At 72.3% G+C, this 16,424-nt stretch carries 18 protein-coding genes; 12 read left to right on the top strand and 6 right to left on the bottom strand.

The genetic code is table 11. The features are described 5' to 3' along the window. Nucleotides 1-23 precede the first annotated feature (23 nt). Entirely contained in the window at nucleotides 24-1,436 is a 1,413-nt protein-coding gene (locus QDS12_RS01175; protein ID WP_279876374.1) for a DHA2 family efflux MFS transporter permease subunit, read from the bottom strand. Nucleotides 1,437-1,505: 69 nt separating this feature from the next. Here QDS12_RS01175 and QDS12_RS01170 point away from each other — a divergent pair, with 69 nt between their 5' ends. Genes QDS12_RS01170 through QDS12_RS01160 form a run of 3 tightly spaced genes read left to right on the top strand, consistent with a single transcriptional unit; the run spans nucleotide 1,506 to nucleotide 3,914 of the window. After that, the gene (locus QDS12_RS01170) at nucleotides 1,506-2,111 is read left to right on the top strand and encodes a TetR/AcrR family transcriptional regulator (protein WP_279876373.1); all 606 of its coding nucleotides are present in this window, start codon (nucleotides 1,506-1,508) and stop codon (nucleotides 2,109-2,111) included. Then, the gene (locus QDS12_RS01165; protein ID WP_279876372.1) at nucleotides 2,108-3,010 is read left to right on the top strand and encodes a PfkB family carbohydrate kinase; all 903 of its coding nucleotides are present in this window, start codon (nucleotides 2,108-2,110) and stop codon (nucleotides 3,008-3,010) included. The genes QDS12_RS01170 and QDS12_RS01165 overlap by 4 nt, the downstream gene beginning before the upstream one ends. Continuing rightward, nucleotides 3,003-3,914: a pseudouridine-5'-phosphate glycosidase gene (locus QDS12_RS01160; protein ID WP_279876371.1), complete on the top strand. Its 912-nt coding sequence runs from the start codon at nucleotides 3,003-3,005 to the stop codon at nucleotides 3,912-3,914. The genes QDS12_RS01165 and QDS12_RS01160 overlap by 8 nt, the downstream gene beginning before the upstream one ends. Nucleotides 3,915-3,974: 60 nt before the next feature. On the opposite strand, the gene QDS12_RS01155 is transcribed toward QDS12_RS01160, so the two are convergent. The 3 genes from QDS12_RS01155 to QDS12_RS01145 form a co-directional block, all read right to left on the bottom strand. After that, a complete protein-coding gene (locus tag QDS12_RS01155) occupies nucleotides 3,975-4,829 on the bottom strand; it encodes a sigma-70 family RNA polymerase sigma factor (protein WP_279876370.1) in 855 nt (284 codons plus the stop codon). Between the two features lie 63 nt (nucleotides 4,830-4,892). Continuing rightward, nucleotides 4,893-5,384: a hypothetical protein gene (locus tag QDS12_RS01150; RefSeq protein ID WP_279876369.1), complete on the bottom strand. Its 492-nt coding sequence runs from the start codon at nucleotides 5,382-5,384 to the stop codon at nucleotides 4,893-4,895. A gap of 53 nt (nucleotides 5,385-5,437) precedes the next feature. Next, nucleotides 5,438-6,427, bottom strand: coding sequence for an LLM class F420-dependent oxidoreductase (locus QDS12_RS01145; RefSeq protein ID WP_279876368.1), 990 nt, complete (start codon nucleotides 6,425-6,427; stop codon nucleotides 5,438-5,440). 30 nt (nucleotides 6,428-6,457) lie between these two features. Between QDS12_RS01145 and QDS12_RS01140 the strand changes: the two genes are divergently transcribed. Further along, nucleotides 6,458-6,958: a DUF664 domain-containing protein gene (locus QDS12_RS01140; RefSeq protein WP_279876367.1), complete on the top strand. Its 501-nt coding sequence runs from the start codon at nucleotides 6,458-6,460 to the stop codon at nucleotides 6,956-6,958. A gap of 3 nt (nucleotides 6,959-6,961) precedes the next feature. Here QDS12_RS01140 and QDS12_RS01135 read toward each other — a convergent pair whose 3' ends face one another. Next, on the bottom strand, nucleotides 6,962-8,155 hold the full coding sequence (locus QDS12_RS01135) for a hypothetical protein (RefSeq protein ID WP_279876366.1): 1,194 nt from the start codon (nucleotides 8,153-8,155) through the stop codon (nucleotides 6,962-6,964). A gap of 123 nt (nucleotides 8,156-8,278) precedes the next feature. After that, nucleotides 8,279-9,553, bottom strand: coding sequence for an MFS transporter (locus QDS12_RS01130; protein WP_279876365.1), 1,275 nt, complete (start codon nucleotides 9,551-9,553; stop codon nucleotides 8,279-8,281). 153 nt (nucleotides 9,554-9,706) lie between these two features. Between QDS12_RS01130 and QDS12_RS01125 the strand changes: the two genes are divergently transcribed. The 8 genes from QDS12_RS01125 (at nucleotide 9,707) to QDS12_RS01090 (ending at nucleotide 16,424) form a co-directional block, all read left to right on the top strand. Then, nucleotides 9,707-10,078, top strand: coding sequence for a YciI family protein (locus tag QDS12_RS01125; RefSeq protein ID WP_279876364.1), 372 nt, complete (start codon nucleotides 9,707-9,709; stop codon nucleotides 10,076-10,078). Nucleotide 10,079: 1 nt separating this feature from the next. After that, nucleotides 10,080-10,445, top strand: a complete 366-nt coding sequence (locus tag QDS12_RS01120) for a YciI family protein (protein ID WP_279876363.1) — start codon at nucleotides 10,080-10,082, stop codon at nucleotides 10,443-10,445. Next, complete coding sequence (locus QDS12_RS01115; protein ID WP_279876362.1) at nucleotides 10,445-11,662, top strand: sigma-70 family RNA polymerase sigma factor; 1,218 nt, start codon at nucleotides 10,445-10,447, stop codon at nucleotides 11,660-11,662. The genes QDS12_RS01120 and QDS12_RS01115 overlap by 1 nt, the downstream gene beginning before the upstream one ends. An 81-nt stretch (nucleotides 11,663-11,743) precedes the next feature. After that, the gene (locus QDS12_RS01110) at nucleotides 11,744-13,651 is read left to right on the top strand and encodes a Zn-dependent oligopeptidase (protein ID WP_279876361.1); all 1,908 of its coding nucleotides are present in this window, start codon (nucleotides 11,744-11,746) and stop codon (nucleotides 13,649-13,651) included. A 76-nt stretch (nucleotides 13,652-13,727) separates the two neighbouring features. After that, nucleotides 13,728-14,771, top strand: coding sequence for a hypothetical protein (locus QDS12_RS01105; protein WP_279876360.1), 1,044 nt, complete (start codon nucleotides 13,728-13,730; stop codon nucleotides 14,769-14,771). A gap of 21 nt (nucleotides 14,772-14,792) precedes the next feature. Continuing rightward, on the top strand, nucleotides 14,793-15,140 hold the full coding sequence (locus QDS12_RS01100) for a hypothetical protein (protein WP_279876359.1): 348 nt from the start codon (nucleotides 14,793-14,795) through the stop codon (nucleotides 15,138-15,140). Beyond that, nucleotides 15,137-15,622, top strand: coding sequence for a hypothetical protein (locus QDS12_RS01095; RefSeq protein WP_279876358.1), 486 nt, complete (start codon nucleotides 15,137-15,139; stop codon nucleotides 15,620-15,622). The genes QDS12_RS01100 and QDS12_RS01095 overlap by 4 nt, the downstream gene beginning before the upstream one ends. Beyond that, nucleotides 15,615-16,424: a hypothetical protein gene (locus QDS12_RS01090; RefSeq protein WP_279876357.1), complete on the top strand. Its 810-nt coding sequence runs from the start codon at nucleotides 15,615-15,617 to the stop codon at nucleotides 16,422-16,424. Before QDS12_RS01095 ends, QDS12_RS01090 begins: the two co-directional genes overlap by 8 nt.

Below are 16,424 nucleotides of genomic sequence, written 5' to 3'. Positions count from 1 at the left end.
GGTCCGCCGGCCGTCTGCGGGGGTCAGGACCGGCGCGGGGCGAAGAGCGCGGCGACGAACGCGACGAGGACCGCACCGGCTCCCGTGAGCAGCGCCGGACCGATCGCGCCGTCGTAGCCGTCCGGTGCGATCTGGCCGCCGTTGCCGAGGAAGACGGCCACCAGCAGCGCGATCCCGAGTGCCACGCCGAACTCCCGGACGGTCGAGTTCGCCGAGCTCGCGGTCGCGAAGTCGCTGTCCGGCAGACCGTCGAGCGTCGCGTTGGAGACCGACGGGAACACCAGGCCCATGCCGACACCGGCCATCGCCAGGGCGGGGACGAAGGCGGCGTACGACGACCCCGACTCGGCCAGCCCGGCGAACCAGACCAGGGAGCCGGCCTGCAGCGCGAGCCCGGAGAGCAGCAGCGGCCGGACACCGATGCGCCCCGCGAGCATGCCGGCCACGGGCGCGACGACCATCGGCGCTGCCGTCCACGGAAGGGTCCGGACCCCGGCGCCGAGCGGGGAGTAGCCCTGCACGACCTGGAGGTACTGCGAGAGCAGGAACACCGCGCCGAACATGCCCGCCGTGAACCCGAGCGCGACCACGTTGGCGACCGAGAAGCTGCGGGAGGCGAACAGCCGCAGCGGCAGCACCGCGTCCGTGCGGCGCAGCGCGTGGACGACGTACGCGGGGACGAGGACGGCGGCGGCGATGAGCGGTGTGAGAACACCGGCGGAGGTCCAGCCGTCGTCGTTGCCGTGCACGATGCCCCAGATGCCGAGGAAGACCGCGCCGCCGAGCAGCACCGTCCCGACCACGTCGAGCCGCTGCCACGCGCCGCGGGACTCGTTGACGGCGGCGAGGATGAGCGGCACCGCGAGCACGGCGACCGGCACGTTGAGCCAGAAGATCGCCTGCCAGCTCACGCCCTCGACGACCGCGCCGCCGATCACCGGCCCGAGCGCGACACCCAGGCCGGAGACGCCGCCCCAGATGCCGATCGCCGCCGGCCGGAGCCGCGCCGGGACGTTGGCCGCGAGCAGCGTGAGCGACAGGGGCATGATCGCCGCCGCGCCGAGGCCCTGGACCGCGCGGGCCGTGATGAGCGCGCCGGAGGAGTCGGAGAGGCCGGCACCGATCGAGGCCACCGTGAAGACCACGATGCCGCCGAGCATCACGCGCCGGCGGCCGAGCCGGTCGCCGAGCGTCGCGGCCGGGAGCATGAACGTGGCGAACGCGAGGGTGTAGGCGTTCAGGAACCACGACAGGTCGGTGACACTGGCGCCGAGGTCGGCCCGGATGACCGGCAGCGCCGTGGTCATCACGAGGTTGTCGAGGGTCGCCATGAACATCGGCAGGCTGACGGCGGCGATCGCCACCCACAGCGGCACGCGGCGTGCGGCCGTCGGCCGTACGGACGGCTCCGTCCGCTGGTTGGTGAGTGCTGACATCGCTGACTCCTGAAGTTGGCATCGAATGATTACAAGCGCTGTCACGACGATAAGTAATCGACTGATAACATGTCAACCATGAATATCCGGATGCCTGCTGAGGAACGCCGCGAGCTGATCCTGCAGGCGGCCACGCGAGCGTTCGCGGCCGGCGGCTACGCAGGCACGAGCACCGATGCGGTCGCCAAGGAGGCCGGCGTCAGCCAGCCTTACGTCGTGCGGATGTTCGGCACCAAGCTGGACCTGTTCCTGGCCGTCCTCGACCGCACCTGCGGCCGGATCGACGCGGCCTTCCGGGGCATCCTCGAGGAGGGCCCGTTCGACCCCGCCAGCGAGGACGACAAGGCCCGGATGGGCCACACCTACACGATGCTGCTCGCCGACAGCGACCTGCTCCACGTGCTGATGCACGGCTTCGCGGCGGCCTCGGTCCCGGAGATCGGTGACGTCGCGCGCGCCGGGATGGGCACGATCTTCGCGACCCTGCAGGAGACCGGCTGGCCGGACGAGGAGGTCCGGGACTTCGTCGCCTACGGCATGCTTCTCAACGTGCTGCTGTCGATGGGGGCCTTCGGGACCGAGGCCGGTCCCCTCGGTGACCTGGTCGCGAGCTGCCTCCCGGACGACACCAGCCTCGCGACGTACGTCGCCGAGCACCACCGGGGTGATGCGTGAGCGAGGTCCTCGTGATCGGCGGCGCCAACGTCGATCTCAAGGCGCGCAGCGCGGCCCCGGTCGTGGCCGCCACCAGCAATCCCGGCTCGGCCTCGCTGACGCCGGGCGGCGTCGGCCGCAACATCGCCGAGAACCTCGCGCGGCTCGGCACGGCGACGACGCTCCTCACGGCGATCGGCCCCGACGCGCTGGGTGACGACCTGCTCGCCGCCACGGCGGCCGCTGGTGTCGGCGTCTCGCTCGTGCGACGCAGCGAGGTCGGGACCGGCACCTACACGGCCGTCCTCGACGACGGGGGCGAGCTCGTCGTCGCCGTCGCCGACATGGCGGCGGTCGAGTCGCTCACCCCTGCCCACATCACTGCGGTTCGCGAGCGGATCGCCGCGGCGGACCTGGTCGTGGTCGACGGCAACCTGCTGCCGGCGACCGTCACGGCGGTGCTCGACGCGGCCGAGACGGCCGGCGTACGCGTCGTCGTGGACCCGGTCTCCGTGCCGAAGGCGAGCCGCCTCGCCGCGTCGATCAGGCGGCCGCTGTTCCTGCTGACGCCCAACGCCGACGAGCTGACCGCGCTCACGGGACAGACCGACCGCGAAGCGGCGGTCGCCGCGCTGCACGAGTGCGGCGCGCAGCTCGTCTGGCTCCGGCTCGGCCCGGCCGGCTCGGTGCTGTCGACGCCAGACGGCGCCGTCGTCGTCCCGCCGCGCGGCGGCACGGTCGTCGACGTCACCGGGGCGGGCGACGCCATGCTGGCGGCGTTCTGCCACTTCCTCCTCACCGGTGCGACCCCCGAGCAGGCGGCCCGGCTCGGGCAGGCGGCCGCCGCCCTCACCGTCGCCAGCCCCGCCACCGTCCGCCCGGACCTCACCGCAACCCTCGTCAGGAGCACCAGTGCATGACCAGATCCGGCTGACCGACGAGGTCGCCGACGCGCTCGCCGAAGGCCGCCCCGTCGTCGCGCTGGAGAGCACGATCATCAGCCACGGCATGCCCTATCCACGCAACGTCGAGATGGCCCGCGAAGTGGAGGCGATCGTGCGGTCGCAGGGCGCCGTGCCCGCGACCATCGCGGTGCTCGGCGGCGTACCGCGGGTCGGGCTCGCGCCCGACGACCTGGAGCTGCTCGGCTCCGACCCCGACGTCGTCAAGGTCTCGGTCCGCGACCTGCCCTTCGTCGTCGCCCGCGGCCTCCATGGCGCGACCACCGTGGCCGCGACGATGCGGCTGGCGTCGCTCGCCGGGATCCGGGTGTTCGTCACCGGAGGGCTCGGCGGCGTCCACCGAGGCGCACAGCAGAGCTTCGACGTCTCCGCCGACCTCACCGAGCTGGGCCGGACCTCGGTCGCCGTCGTCTCCGCCGGCGTGAAGTCGATCCTCGACATCGGGCTCACGCTCGAGATGCTCGAGACGCTCGGCGTCCCGGTACTGGTCAACGGTGCCGACGAGTTCCCGTCGTTCTACTCCCGCTCGTCCGGATTCGCCGCCCCCATGCGGGTCGACGGTCCCGAGGAGACCGCCGCTGTGCTGCGGGCGAAGTGGTCGCTCGGCCTCCCGGGCGGCGTCGTCGTCGCGAACCCGATCCCTGTCGACGACGAGATCCCGGCCGCCGAGATCGGCGGCATCATCGAGCGGGCCCTGGCCGACGCCGACCGGCTCGGCGTCACCGGCAAGGACATCACTCCCTACCTGCTCGGTCGGATCGTCGAGATCACCGGCGGTGCCTCGCTCACCGCCAACATCGCGCTGGTGAAGAACAACGCCTGGTTCGGCGCGGCGGTGGCGGCGGCGTACGCCGACAGGTGACCGTCAGTTCGGTCATCCACCTGACCCCGCCAGGCTTCAGGAAGGAGGCCGAACCGACGGTCACCTGCCGTCGCGCGCCCGGTTCCTCCCCACCTCGACCTCCATCCGGCCCAGCGTCTCCGGGTCGGCGACGAGGTCGACACCGGTGATGAGACCGTCGGCGACGGTGAACAGGAACGCCACCTTGACGTCGCGATGGTGGACCCAGGCAGCGGCCGACCAGCCGTCGACCGTGACGGGCTGGGCGCCGCGCACGCCGTTGAAGCGGGCCGCGACGGCGTCGGCGCCGGCGTAGACCGGGTCGGTGCCCATGGCGATCCCGGCCGCGTCGGACTGCATGATCGCGTCGGGCGCGAGCAGTGACAGCAACCGCCCGAGGTCACCGCCGCGGGCGGCGTCGAGGAACGCGTCGACCACCTCGTGGTGGGTGCGTCGCTCCGTCTCGACGTCGCCACCGGCGACAGCCCGGCGGCCCCGCGACGCGAGCTGGCGTACGGCGGCCGGCGAGCGTCCGAGCACACCGGCCACGTCGTCGAAGGGGACCGCGAACAGGTCGTGCAGCACGAACGCCACCCGCTCCGCCGGCGACAGCGTCTCCAGGACGACGAGCAACGCTGCCCCGACCTGGTCGGCGAGGACCGCGTCGGCCTCCGGGTCGATGGGCGACTCGGGCAGGGCGGCCGCCTCCGCGTCGTAGGACTCGATGCGCTTGCGGGAGCGGAGCTGGTCGAGGCAGAGCCGGGACACGACGGTGGTCAGCCAGGCGGGTGCGTTGTCGACGTCGGGCGTGCGAGCCAGCCGCAGCCAGGCCTCCTGCACGACGTCGTCGGCCTCCGCGGTCGAGCCGAGCATGCGGGCGGCGATCGCGCGCAGCCGCGGTCGCTCCGCCTCGAAGTCGGTGGCGAGCTGGTCCATGCCTACATCCTCCCGGTTGCGGTCGTCACAGGCATGACGAACGCCGGACGGAGGGTGTGACGGTCAGTCCTCGGCGAGCGGCTGCGGCGTGCCGCCCTTGATCGTGTCGCGGCAGAGGAAGCCGGAGATGTGGGCGACCAGCAGCAAGGGGACGAGCGGGCCGAAGTAGCCGGCCACGCTGCCGCAGGCCGACGACGGGGAGTGCCCCGCCGCCCACCAGCCGAGGATGAACAGCACCGAGGCGACCGACACGACGAAGACCGCGCCGCTGCTGATGATCAGCGTGGGCTTGCGGTGACCGCGGTGCCCGATCGGGATGGAGAGCAGTGCTGCCGCGAGGACGCCGCCGGTCAGGAACGTCAGCGGCCCGGACGGCCAGCTGCCGACCGACCGGTCGCATCCCGCGCTCGGCCCCTCCAGGAGCCGGGTCGCGCCGACCCAGAGGAACTGGATCGCGACCGCGGCGAGCGCGACGGCGAGCACCCACAACGCCGCCCGCCGCTCCGGCGTGAGACCGCGGCGCAGCTTCCTGTCGAGCTCCTGCTGCAGAGGCATGGCCACACCGTAGCCCGCCGGTGTGCGCTAGGTCACACAACGCCGTCCGAAGATCAGGACGGCGCCGCGGCCCGCAGGCGCTCGAGCAGGGGCTCGGCGGCCTCGTCGAGGAAGCGTTGCTGGCCCTCGTCACCGACCTGGACGAGGGCGACGTCGGTGAAGCCGGCCTCCCAGTAGGCCGAGACCGCCTCGACGATCTTGTCGAGGTCGGGACCACACGGGATCGACTCCGCCACGTCCTCGGGACGCACGAACTGGGAGGCGGCCGCGAAGCCCGCCGTGGTCGGCAGGTCGGAGTTCACGTTCCAGCCGCCGCCGAACCACCGGAACTGTGCGTGTGCCCGCTGGACCGCCGCGTCCTCGGACGGATCCCAGCAGATCGGGATCTGCCCGATCGCCCGGGCCTCCTCACCGATGGTGCGCGCCCCCGCCGTGCCGTTCCAGGCCGTGATCACCTCGGCCTTCGGCTCGACGGCGATGAGGTCGTCGGCCAGCGGCGCGAACCGCTCGACGGCCCGGTCGCCAGCGACGGCGACGGCGAGCCGCACGCCGTCCTCGGGGATGTCCCACACCCGTGCCGAGTCGACGTCGAAGTGCTCCCCGCGGAAGGTGACCAGGCCGCCGGCGTGCAGCTCCCGGATGATCTCGATCGCCTCCGCCAGCATCTCGTGGCGGGTCTCGAGCGCCGGCCAGCCCGCGCCGATCGTGTGCTCGTTGAGGTTCTCGCCGCTGCCCAGCCCGAGGGTGAAGCGGCCGTCGCTGAGCAGGGCGACCGTCGCCGCCTTCTGCGCCACCACCGCCGGGTGGTAGCGCATGGTCGGACAGGTCACGTAGGTCATCAGTCCGACCCGCTCGGTCGCCTGCGCGACCGCGCCGAGCAGCGACCACGCGTACGGCGCGTGGCCCTGCTCGGTCAGCCACGGGGAGTAGTGGTCGCTGGAGACCTCGAAGTCGAAGCCGGCGCGCTCCGCGGCGACGGCGTACGACACGAGCTCACGCGGCCCGCTCTGCTCGGTCATGAGGGTGTAGCCGAACCTGGTCATGCGTTGCGGTAACCGGGCTACCGTCACCCCATGACCCCTTCTGAGCTGTTGAAGGACGCGTTCACCCGGGTCGTCGAGAGCGCCGAGCGCGTGGTCGACGGTCTCTCCGAGGACCAGCTCACCGCCCGGCCCGGGGCCGACGCGAACACGATCGCGTGGCTGGTCTGGCACATCGCGCGCGGGGAGGACGCCCAGATCGCCGACGTCGCCGGGACCGAGGAGGTGTGGACCGCGCAGGGCTTCGTCGACCGCTTCGCGCTCCCGCTCGACCCGTCGGCGAGCGGCTACGGCATGACGACCGAGGAGGTCGGCGAGGTCAGGGCCGGCCCGGACCTGCTGACCGACTACCTCAGGGCCACCCATGCGGCGACGCTCGCCTACCTCGACACGGTCACCGACGCCGACCTCGACCGCGTCGTCGACGAGCGTTGGAACCCGCCGGTGACGCTCGGCGTCCGCCTGGTCAGCGTCGTCAACGACGCGACCCAGCACGTGGGCCAGGCGGCCTACGTGCGGGGCCTGCTCGGCTGACCGTCAGAGGCCACGCAGCCGGAGCACCACCCCGCCGTGGTCGGAGGGCCACAGCCCGGTCGCGGGGTCGCGGTCGTCGACCGACGTACCCGTGACGAGCCCGCGGTCGACCTGCAGCGGCTGCCCCGCGGCGGTCCGGCCGAAGACCATGTCGATGCGGTGGTCGAACCGGGCGGCGGTCGGGTCGTCGACGGTCTCGGAGAGACCCGAGGTCCACCCCTCCGCCGCCGGTCGCCAGCGCAGCCACTCGTCGGTGAAGGTCCGGGTGATCAGGTCGTACGGCGCGCTGTGCTGCACGTGGTCCGCCGGCTTGACGGTGTGGTTGAGCGGGTCGGAGTTGCAGTCGCAGACGAACACGGTGCTCGTGCCCGACGCCGGCGCGCTGCTGAGCAGCTGGGTGGCCTGCGCGAGGGCGTAGTCCGAGCTGGCCGACTCCAGGTGCGTGTTCACGAACCGGAACGACGTCGACCCGGCGCGTACGTCGGCCCACTCGAAGCCCCGGTCGAACCTCATCGAGACACCGGCGACCGAGACGGCCAGGTTGTTGGCGTAGACCTGGTCGTGGACGTCGAGGACCTTCACGCTGCTGTCGGCGCGCTTGAGGATGACGTCGCGCATGGTCAGCCGAACGTCGCGCGCATCTGCGGACCCCGTTCCGGTGAAGCTCGGCGACTCGACGTCGGCCCGGGTGCCGACGACGATCGGGACGTAGCGCGCCCCGTCGGCGGCCAACGCGTCGAGCAGCAGCTGCAGGTAGTCGTAGTCGGTGACCGCGGCGTTCGGCACGCCGACCTGGTCGAGCTGGAGCGGGCCGTGCCGCCACCAGGCGACCTCCTGGAGGCCGACCAGGTCGGGGTCCTGGGCGGCGATCTCCGACGCGAGCAGCCCGGCCCGCACGGTGAAGTCGGTGCGGTCGACGACCGCCCTGGTCACGTGTGTGGCGTTGGCGAGAGCGACGAGCACCGCCTGCGGAGGCAGGCCCTTCGCCTGGGCCGCGAGCGCGGCGTTGACGGGCCGGTTGATGTCGGCGCCGAGGTAGATGTTGCGCGTCATCACCGTCACGGGCTTGCCCGGCGGATCGCCGGCGGCCGGGGCGGCAGCCGTCGGCAGCAGGGCGGCGACAAGGGTGGTGGCGGCGAAGGCCGCGCCCACGAGGGCGCGAGCGGTCGCCCGGACCGGTGACGTCATGGTCGGCATCGAGATCTCCAGGAGAGGTGGCGGCTCAGTGCACGTGGAGCACGTGGAGCACGTGGAGCACGTGGAGCCGATGCTGGCCCGGCGCACGGCGGTTGTCCATCGCCGATTCGCGGGAGAAGCGGGTCAGGACCTCGTCGTCTGCAGCACGCGGTAGCGCACGAACGACGGCACCGCGGCTGCCGCGATCACCACGCCGACGACGACGAGCACCCCGCCGCCGGCGGCCGTCGCGGCAGCGCCGAGGGCGACGGCGGCAGCGCCGTGGACGGTGTCGGCGATCCGCGGCCCGCCCGCCACCACGACCGTGAAAACGCCCTGGAGGCGTCCGCGGACGGAGTCGTCGGCGGCCGACTGGAGCATCGACGTACGCATGGCGGCCGACGCCATGTCGGCGGCGCCGCCCACGGCCAGTGCGAGCACGGCGACGACGAGCATCGCCGTGCGGGCGTGCCCGGCCAGGGCGACGGCGACACCGAAGACGACGATCGAGACGCCCCAGACGACGATGCACCACACCACGGCCAGGCCCTGGCGCGAGACGCGGGAGATCCAGCCGGAGAAGACGCCGCCGGCGACGGCGCCGGCCGGGATCGCCGCGAACAGCAGGGCGAACGCGAGGCCGCCCTCCTCCGGTCCGTGGAAGTCGACGTGCGCCATCTCGGGGAAGAGCGCTCGCGGCATCCCGAAGATCATCGCGATGATGTCGACGACGAAGCTCATCATCAGCACCGGCTGCGTCCGCAGGTAGACGAAGCCGTCGATCACCGAGCGCAGGCCCGGGTTCACCGTGACGCCCTCGACCGGCAGCCGGGGCAGCAGCACGACCGCGTAGAGCGTGGCGAACAGGCAGACCGTGTCGATGAAGTAGAGCCACGACAGGCCCGTGATCGGGATGAGCACGCCGGCGACCAGCGGTCCGGCGATGCCACCCGCCATCGCGACCGTGTAGTGCAGCGAGTTGGCCGCCGGGAGGTCCTCGGCCGTGAGGATGCGGGGCATCAGCGCGGCCCGCGTCGGCATGTTGACCGCGAAGAACGCCTGCTGCACCGCGAAGAGCACGAGCAGCAGCCAGACGTCGAGACCCCCGGCCGCCGCCTGGATCCAGAACAGCGCGCTCATGACGATCAGGCCGACCGTCGTGACCTGCATGATGGTGCGGCGGTCGAAGGCGTCGGCCAGCGCGCCGCCGTAGAGACCGAAGACGACGAGCGGGACGAGCCCGAAGACGCCGGTCAGGCCGACGTACGCCGACGAGCCCGTCTCTGCGTAGATCTGAGCCGGGATGGCGACGACCGTGAGCTGTGCCCCGATGACGGTGATGATCTCTGCGATCCACAGCCGCCGGAAGTGGTCGTTGCGCAGCGGACGCGTGTCCGCCACCAGATCTCTCAGCGCCACCGCTCGCCTCTCTGCTCCTGCGGGCGACAACCTAGTGGCCGATCTATCTGCTTCCCGAATCCGAGAAATCCAGGAAGGCTGTCGGATCGGGGCCGCTCCCTTCGTGGGAGGGGTGGGAGCAGCCACACCGGCTGCCCACGAGAGGAGACCGACATGACGCAGTACCTCATCGCGGTGGTCGGCGAGCCCGACTACGCCACCTTGGCCCCCGAGGAGCTCCAGCAGATCATGACGGACGTCGACGCCGTCGTGACCGACGCACGAGCGGCCGGGATCTTCGTCTTCGGCGGTGGCCTGCACGGACCCGAGGCGACGACTGTCGTCGACGCCTCCAGCGGTGCACCGGTCGTCACCGACGGCCCCTACGCCGAGAGCAAGGAGCAGATGGGCGGGTTCGCGATCCTCGACGTTCCCGACCTCGATGCGGCACTGGCCTGGGCCGGACGGCTCTCGGCCGCTTGTCGCTGTCCCCAGGAGGTCCGGCCGTTCCAGGACGAGCCGGCGAGCACGGAAGCGGGTGTGTGAGATGACGCAGTACCTGATGGCGGTGCACGGCACCGAGGCCGATCACGACATGGAGACCGGCGGCGGTTACGGCTCCCGCGAGGCGATGATGGCCGCGATGGAGGAGACGGAGCGCTACAACAAGAAGCTCCAGGAGGACGGCTACTGGGTCTTCGCCGGTGGCCTCAAGGCACCGTCGACGGCGACGGTCGTCGACGGCCAGGGGGACTCGCCGGTGCGGACCGACGGTCCCTACCTCGAGTCCAAGGAGCACATCGGGGGCTTCTGGATCATCGAGGCACCCGACCACGAGACGGCGCTCAGGCTGGCCGCCGAGGCCTCGAAGGCCTGCGGCGGCAAGGTCGAGGTCAGGCCGTTCGAAGGCTGATGACCGCGCACCTCGACGACGCCGCATTCGAGCGGATCTTCCGCGACGAGTACGGCCGCGTGGTGGCTTCGCTGGCCCGCCGGTTCGGCGACCTCGACCTCGCTGAGGAGGCGGCCAGCGAAGCCCTCGTCGTCGCCGTCGAGAAGTGGGCGGCCGGCGGCATTCCGCCCAACCCGGGCGGCTGGCTGACCACCACGGCCGGCAACAAGGCGCTCGACCGGCTCCGCCGTGAGTCGCAGCGCGACGCCAAGCACCAGGCGGCACTGATGATCACCGATGACACCCCTCCCGAGCCCACGGGGCCGGTGGAGGACGACCGGCTGCGGCTGGTCTTCACCTGCTGCCACCCGGCGCTCGCGCCCGAGGCCAGGGTCGCGCTCACGCTGCGGCTCCTGGGCGGACTGACCGTGCCGGAGATCGCCCGCGCGTTCTTCGTCGCCGAGCCGACGATGGGGCAGCGGATCACCCGCGCCAAGGCGAAGATCAAGGCGGCCCGGATCCCGTTCAAGATCCCGGAGGTGGCGGACCTGCCCGCCCGTCTCGACGCGGTGCTCGCCGTCGTCTACCTGGTCTTCAACGAGGGCTACCTGACCGGTGAGGGCGACAGCCCGACCCGCGTCGACCTCTCCGACGAGGCGATCCGGCTCGCGCGCGTGCTGCGGTCCCTGCTGCCGCGCGAGCCGGAGGTGGCCGGGCTGCTCGCACTGCTCCTGCTCACCGACGCCCGCCGGGCCTCGCGGTTCGCCGGCGGCGAGCTGGTGCCGCTGGGGGAGCAGGACCGGGCCGGCTGGGACCACTCCCTCATCGAGGAGGGGCACGCGCTGGTCCGCGAGTGCCTGGCGATCAACCGGCCGGGTCGCTACCAGCTGCTCGCCGCCATCAACGCCGTGCACACCGACGCAGCCCGGGCCGCCGACACCGACTGGTCCCAGGTGCTGGCGCTCTACGACCGGCTCCAGCGCATCGACCCGGGGCCGGTGGTGGCGCTCAACCGGGCGGTCGCCGTCGCCGAGCTCGACGGACCGGACGTCGCGCTGGCGATCGTCGACCGGCTCCCGCTGTCGAGCTACCACGCCTGGCACGCGACGCGCGCCGAGCTCCTGCGCCGGCTGGGTCGGAGCGCGGAGGCCCGGGCGGAGTACGACGCGGCCATCGAGGCGACCGGCAACGCCGCCGAGCAGGCCTACCTGACGCGGCGGCGCCGGCAGCTCGTGTGAGCGACTCGGTCCCGGGCTCCGCCGGGACAGCCGCCGGGGGGACGGCGACAGCGAGTGGGACCACCTCCTAGTGTTCGGAAGGTGACGCCACTCGACCTCCCCGCCCCGTCCGAGACGCTCGCCTGGATGAAGGAACGCGCGGTCGCCGGCCTGGCCCGTGCCCGGGAGCTGGCCGACGGCCTGCGCTCGTCGCCGCCGTCGGACGCGACCGAGACGCTGAAGACGTGGGACGAGATCTCGCTCGAGCTCGGCAACGTCGCCGCTGCCGCCTCGCTGCTGGCCAACGTCCATCCGCTGGAGGACGTCCGCACCGCGTCCGAGGGTGCGGAGATCGAGGTGGACCGGCTCGTCACCGAGCTCAACCAGGACCGCGCCCTCTATGAGGTCTTCGCCGGTCTGACGGTCCCCGAGGACCCGCTGGCCGCGCGGCTGCTCGAGAAGACGCTGCGCGACTTCCGCCGGGCCGGTGTCGACCGCTCCGACGAGGTGCGGGCCCGGCTGAAGGAGATCAACGAGCGGCTCACCGAGCTGGGCCAGGAGTTCTCCCGCGTCATCCGCGACGACGTCCGCGAGGTCAGGGTCACCCCCGAGCGGCTGGCCGGCATGCCGGAGGACTGGCTCGCCGCGCACCCGGCCGGCGAGGACGGCCTCGTCGTCGTCTCGACCGACTACCCGGACTCGGTGCCGGCGCGGATGTTCGTCCACGACGCCGGGGTCAGGCGCGACGTCACGATCGCCTTCCTCGAGCGCGGCTGGCCGCACAACGACGCGGTGCTGCGCGAGATGTTCGAGCTCCGCCACGAGCTCGCCGGCCTGGTCGGCTACGCCGACTGGCCGTCGTACGACGCCGAGGTGAAGATGATCGGCACCGGCCCGGCCATCGCCGAGTTCATCGACAAGATCGCCGAGGCGGCCGACGGCCCGATGCGCCGCGACCTCGACGTGGTGATCGAGCGCTACCGCCAGGACGCGCCCGGTGGCACCGCGATCACCTCCGCGGACCTCAGCTACTACCAGGAGCTGGTCCGCAAGGAGCAGCTCGACGTCGACGCCCAGCTGGTGCGCACCTACTTCGACTTCGGGAAGGTCCGGGCCGGCCTGCTCGACGTGACCGGCCGGCTGTTCGGCCTGCGCTACGAGCCGATCGAGGTCACCACCTGGCACGAGGACGTGGCGTCCTACGACGTCTTCAGGGTCGCCGACAGCACGCATCTCGGTCGCGTCCACCTGGACCTGCACCCCCGCGAGGGCAAGTACAAGCACGCCGCCCAGTTCACCCTCACCGACGGCGTCGCCGGGCGACAGCTCCCCGAGGGCGTGCTGGTCTGCAACTTCTCCCGCGGCCTGATGGAGCACGACCACGTCGTCACGCTGTTCCACGAGTTCGGCCACCTGCTGCACCACGTCCTGGCCGGCCACGGCGAGTGGACGCGGTTCGCCGGCGTCGCCACCGAGTGGGACTTCGTGGAGGCACCGTCGCAGATGCTCGAGGAGTGGGCCTGGGACGCGTCGGTCCTGCAGGGCTTCGCCAGCGACGCGGCCGGCGAGCCGATCCCCGCCGAGCTGGTCGCGAAGATGCGCGCCGCCGACGACTTCGGCAAGGGCATCCAGGCGCGCCAGCAGATGTTCTACGCCGCCATGTCCTACCGCTTCCACGAGGAGCGGCCCGCCGAGCTGACCCAGCGGATGGTCGAGCTCCAGGACCGCTACGCGCCGACGTCGTGGATCGAGGGCACGCACATGTTCGCGAACTTCGGCCACCTCGGCGGCTACTCGTCCGCCTACTACACCTACATGTGGTCGCTGGTCATCGCGAAGGACATGTTCAGCGCGTTCGACACCGCCGACCTGTTCGCGCCCGACGTCGCCGGCCGCTACCGCGACAAGGTGCTCGCCCCGGGCGGTTCGAAGGACGCCGCCGACCTGGTCGCCGACTTCCTCGGTCGCCCGTTCACCTTCGACGCGTACGCCGCCTGGCTGGCCGACTGAGGCCGCGGGTTTCCGGTCGCGCCGGTAAGGGTATGCATCCCGACTGACGACCGGCCGACTCGGAGGAAGCGACCACATGGGCACGGTGGGCATCGACCCCGACGGGGTCATCGCGATGTCGGCGGCAACCCTGGGCGCCTCGGTCTCCCTGACCCACGTGGCCCGCGAGATCCGCGACAAGATCGAGTCCGTCGACCACCTGGTGCCGGGCGCCCCCGACGTCTACGGGCGCGCGACGACGGAGGCCGAGGTGCTGGCCCGGTCGGCCGGCTTCGCCAAGGACCACGCACTCAAGTACGTCGACGACGTGCTGCCGCTCAAGGAGCTCGGCAAGGTCGGCTATTGGCTGCCCGATCTGGCCAAGCTCGGCTGGGACCCCGACAAGAGCATCCTCGAGAACGTCGACGACACCGCGCGGTCCGACGAGTTCGGCGCCTTCGTCCTCGGTACGGCGGGCGGCCTCATGGACCGCTACCGCAACTGGCGCGTCTACGTCCCGGCCACCGATACGGCGGCCGGCCGCCAGCTGGCGTCCCGCCTCGTCGACCTCGTCACCGAGGCGCCCGACGACGTCGTCCGTGACACCCCGCTCATCCGCAGGGCGTCCGGCCTCCTCGTGCCCCAGGGCAGCACGGGCGATCCGCGGATCGCGAGGCTCTCGGAGCTGGCGGAGGGCAAGGGCATGTACGAGCCCGGCCGGAGCCTGACGACGTCGCCCGAGCTGGGGCGCCCGCCGGCGTGGGCGAAGTACGGCAGCAAGGGACTGTTCATCGTCGGCACCGGCCTGACGCTCTACGACTCCTACATGACGCAGTGGGAGGAGGACGCGAAGTACCACCCGGACTGGTCGACGGGGCAGAAGGTCGCGTCCGCCAGCTACAACATGGCCACCGAGGGCGGCGGCGCGGTCGCCGGCGGCATCGTCGGTGCCGAGATCGGCGCCAGCGTGGGCTCGTTCGTCCCGATCCCGGTGGTCGGTACGGTCGGGGGTGCGATCGTCGGCGGCGCCATCGGCGCCTTCGTCGGCAGCAAGGCCGGCAAGGCCGTCGGAACCGGACTGAAGGAGCTCGGTGAGGGGATCGGTGACGGTGCCAAGAAGGTCTGGGACTCGATCTTCTGAGGCTCGCGACGAGGTGGAGGCATGACAGGGACCGAGGAAGCGACAGGCGTCCAGTGGGGCCTGGTCGGCGCGGCGATGGTGTTCGTCCTCGTCGGCCTGGCCGCCTACCGCGGTGTCGCCAAGCCGTTCTGGCTGACCCTGTGGCCGCGCGCGACGCTCGGGTTCGGGCTGCTCTGGGGCGGTGTCGCCGGCGTGCTCGCGGGCCTGTGCTGGCCGCTGTTCACGTCGCCGGTCGCCGACCTGCTGGTCGGCATCCCGATCGTCGTCGGCTGGGTGCTCCTGCTGCTGAGCTTCTTCTGGCTGCCCCGGTCGCTGCAGCCGGAGTGGTACCGCGAGCACCGCGACTGGCAGCGGAGCGTGCGCCGGTGAGCGCCGCGCCGCTGGTCGAGGACCGGCTCATCGGGCTCGCGATCGGCGTACCGGCCGGGTGGCGCCAGCTGGTCCAGGAGCCCGACGACGAGGGCTTCGCCCCGCTCGTGCTCGCGCCCGAGCCGTGGACAGCCGACGACGGCTTCCGGCCCAACATCACCGTTGTCGCGTCCGCGCCGCAGACGCCCGCGCCCTCACCGCACCAGGCGGGCACCGAGGCGATCGCCGCCGCTCTGGCCCTGCCGGACACGCGGGTGCTGGCCTACGACCTGTGGCTCGAGCCGCCGGGTCGCCGGCTGGTGTTCGCCTACCTCGACGAGCGGATCGCCGTCCAGGTGACCCAGTTCGTGTTCGTCCACCGCGGCCGGGTCGTCACGGTCACCGCGAGCGCCGACACCGACCGCTGCCTGCGGGTGAACGCCGCGGTGGACGAGGCCGTCTCCGGCCTGCGCCTGCTGCCCGAGAGGACCGCCGATGCCTGAGCCACGACGCGACGCGTTCTGGGCCGCTCGCGGTGAGGACCTCGAGGACCTGGCCGGCGTCGGCGGCGCCCAGCCCTGGGAGCATTCAGGCATCGCCACTACCCGCACCGGGCTCTCGCTGCTCCTCGACGCCTGGCGCAAGCGGATCCGTGCCGCCAAGCTCGACGTGCCGGAGCGCGAGGCGTTCGCCGACCTCGTCGGCGGCGGCCTGCTCACCGACGACGGCGCGCTGACCGAGGCGGGCCTGAGGTTCACCGAGGTCGTACGCCGCGCCGACCGTCACGTCCGCGTCGAGGCGGCCGCGTCGCTGGCTCCGCTCACGCTGGACGCCTACTGGGTCGGGTCGGCGGCGGTCGTCGTCCTGACCGACCCGCCTGCCTGGTGGGCCGGCCCGCGCCGGTCCGGCGAGGAGATCGCCGCGATGGCCGGGCGGGTCTGGCTCCAGGACGTGCCGACGTCCTACCTGCCCGTGCTCGTCGCCGCCTGGCTCGGCCTCGGCCCGGCCTGGCCGATGGCCACCGAACCGGAGCTGCTGCCGTTCGCGAGCGTCGTCGCGCGCGCCGACGACCCGGACACGCCCGTGCCGGACGGCGGCGACGAGGCGCTGCGCGAGGTCTGGTCACAGCCGTGGTGGCTGTGGACGCTCCAGACCTCCGACGACACGGGGCTCATCGGGGTCTCGGCCGGCACTCGGGGGGTCTTCGGCCTCCAGCGACCGGCCGGCGACGAGGAGCGGGTGCGCTTCCAGGCATGGCCCGCCGAGTCGGTGTGGGCGGCCGTCGTCGCGGCCGTCATCGGCTGA

The sequence above is a fragment of the Nocardioides sp. CER19 genome, from assembly GCF_029846275.1.
In the GTDB taxonomy this organism is placed as follows: domain Bacteria; phylum Actinomycetota; class Actinomycetes; order Propionibacteriales; family Nocardioidaceae; genus Nocardioides.
Note: the sequence above shows the minus strand (reverse complement) of the source record. Positions and strands in the feature narration are given on the sequence as shown.

Bases quoted from the DNA above. Each gene is read 5' to 3' on its own strand.
- QDS12_RS01175 (WP_279876374.1), bottom strand. From the start codon at position 1,436: ATGTCAGCACTCACCAACCAGCGGACGGAGCCGTCCGTACGGCCGACG.
- QDS12_RS01170 (WP_279876373.1), top strand. From the start codon at position 1,506: ATGTCAACCATGAATATCCGGATGCCTGCTGAGGAACGCCGCGAGCTG.
- QDS12_RS01155 (WP_279876370.1), bottom strand. From the start codon at position 4,829: ATGGACCAGCTCGCCACCGACTTCGAGGCGGAGCGACCGCGGCTGCGC.
- QDS12_RS01150 (WP_279876369.1), bottom strand. From the start codon at position 5,384: ATGCCTCTGCAGCAGGAGCTCGACAGGAAGCTGCGCCGCGGTCTCACG.
- QDS12_RS01145 (WP_279876368.1), bottom strand. From the start codon at position 6,427: ATGACCAGGTTCGGCTACACCCTCATGACCGAGCAGAGCGGGCCGCGT.
- QDS12_RS01140 (WP_279876367.1), top strand. From the start codon at position 6,458: ATGACCCCTTCTGAGCTGTTGAAGGACGCGTTCACCCGGGTCGTCGAG.
- QDS12_RS01135 (WP_279876366.1), bottom strand. From the start codon at position 8,155: ATGCCGACCATGACGTCACCGGTCCGGGCGACCGCTCGCGCCCTCGTG.
- QDS12_RS01125 (WP_279876364.1), top strand. From the start codon at position 9,707: ATGACGCAGTACCTCATCGCGGTGGTCGGCGAGCCCGACTACGCCACC.
- QDS12_RS01120 (WP_279876363.1), top strand. From the start codon at position 10,080: ATGACGCAGTACCTGATGGCGGTGCACGGCACCGAGGCCGATCACGAC.
- QDS12_RS01115 (WP_279876362.1), top strand. From the start codon at position 10,445: ATGACCGCGCACCTCGACGACGCCGCATTCGAGCGGATCTTCCGCGAC.
- QDS12_RS01105 (WP_279876360.1), top strand. From the start codon at position 13,728: ATGGGCACGGTGGGCATCGACCCCGACGGGGTCATCGCGATGTCGGCG.
- QDS12_RS01100 (WP_279876359.1), top strand. From the start codon at position 14,793: ATGACAGGGACCGAGGAAGCGACAGGCGTCCAGTGGGGCCTGGTCGGC.
- QDS12_RS01090 (WP_279876357.1), top strand. From the start codon at position 15,615: ATGCCTGAGCCACGACGCGACGCGTTCTGGGCCGCTCGCGGTGAGGAC.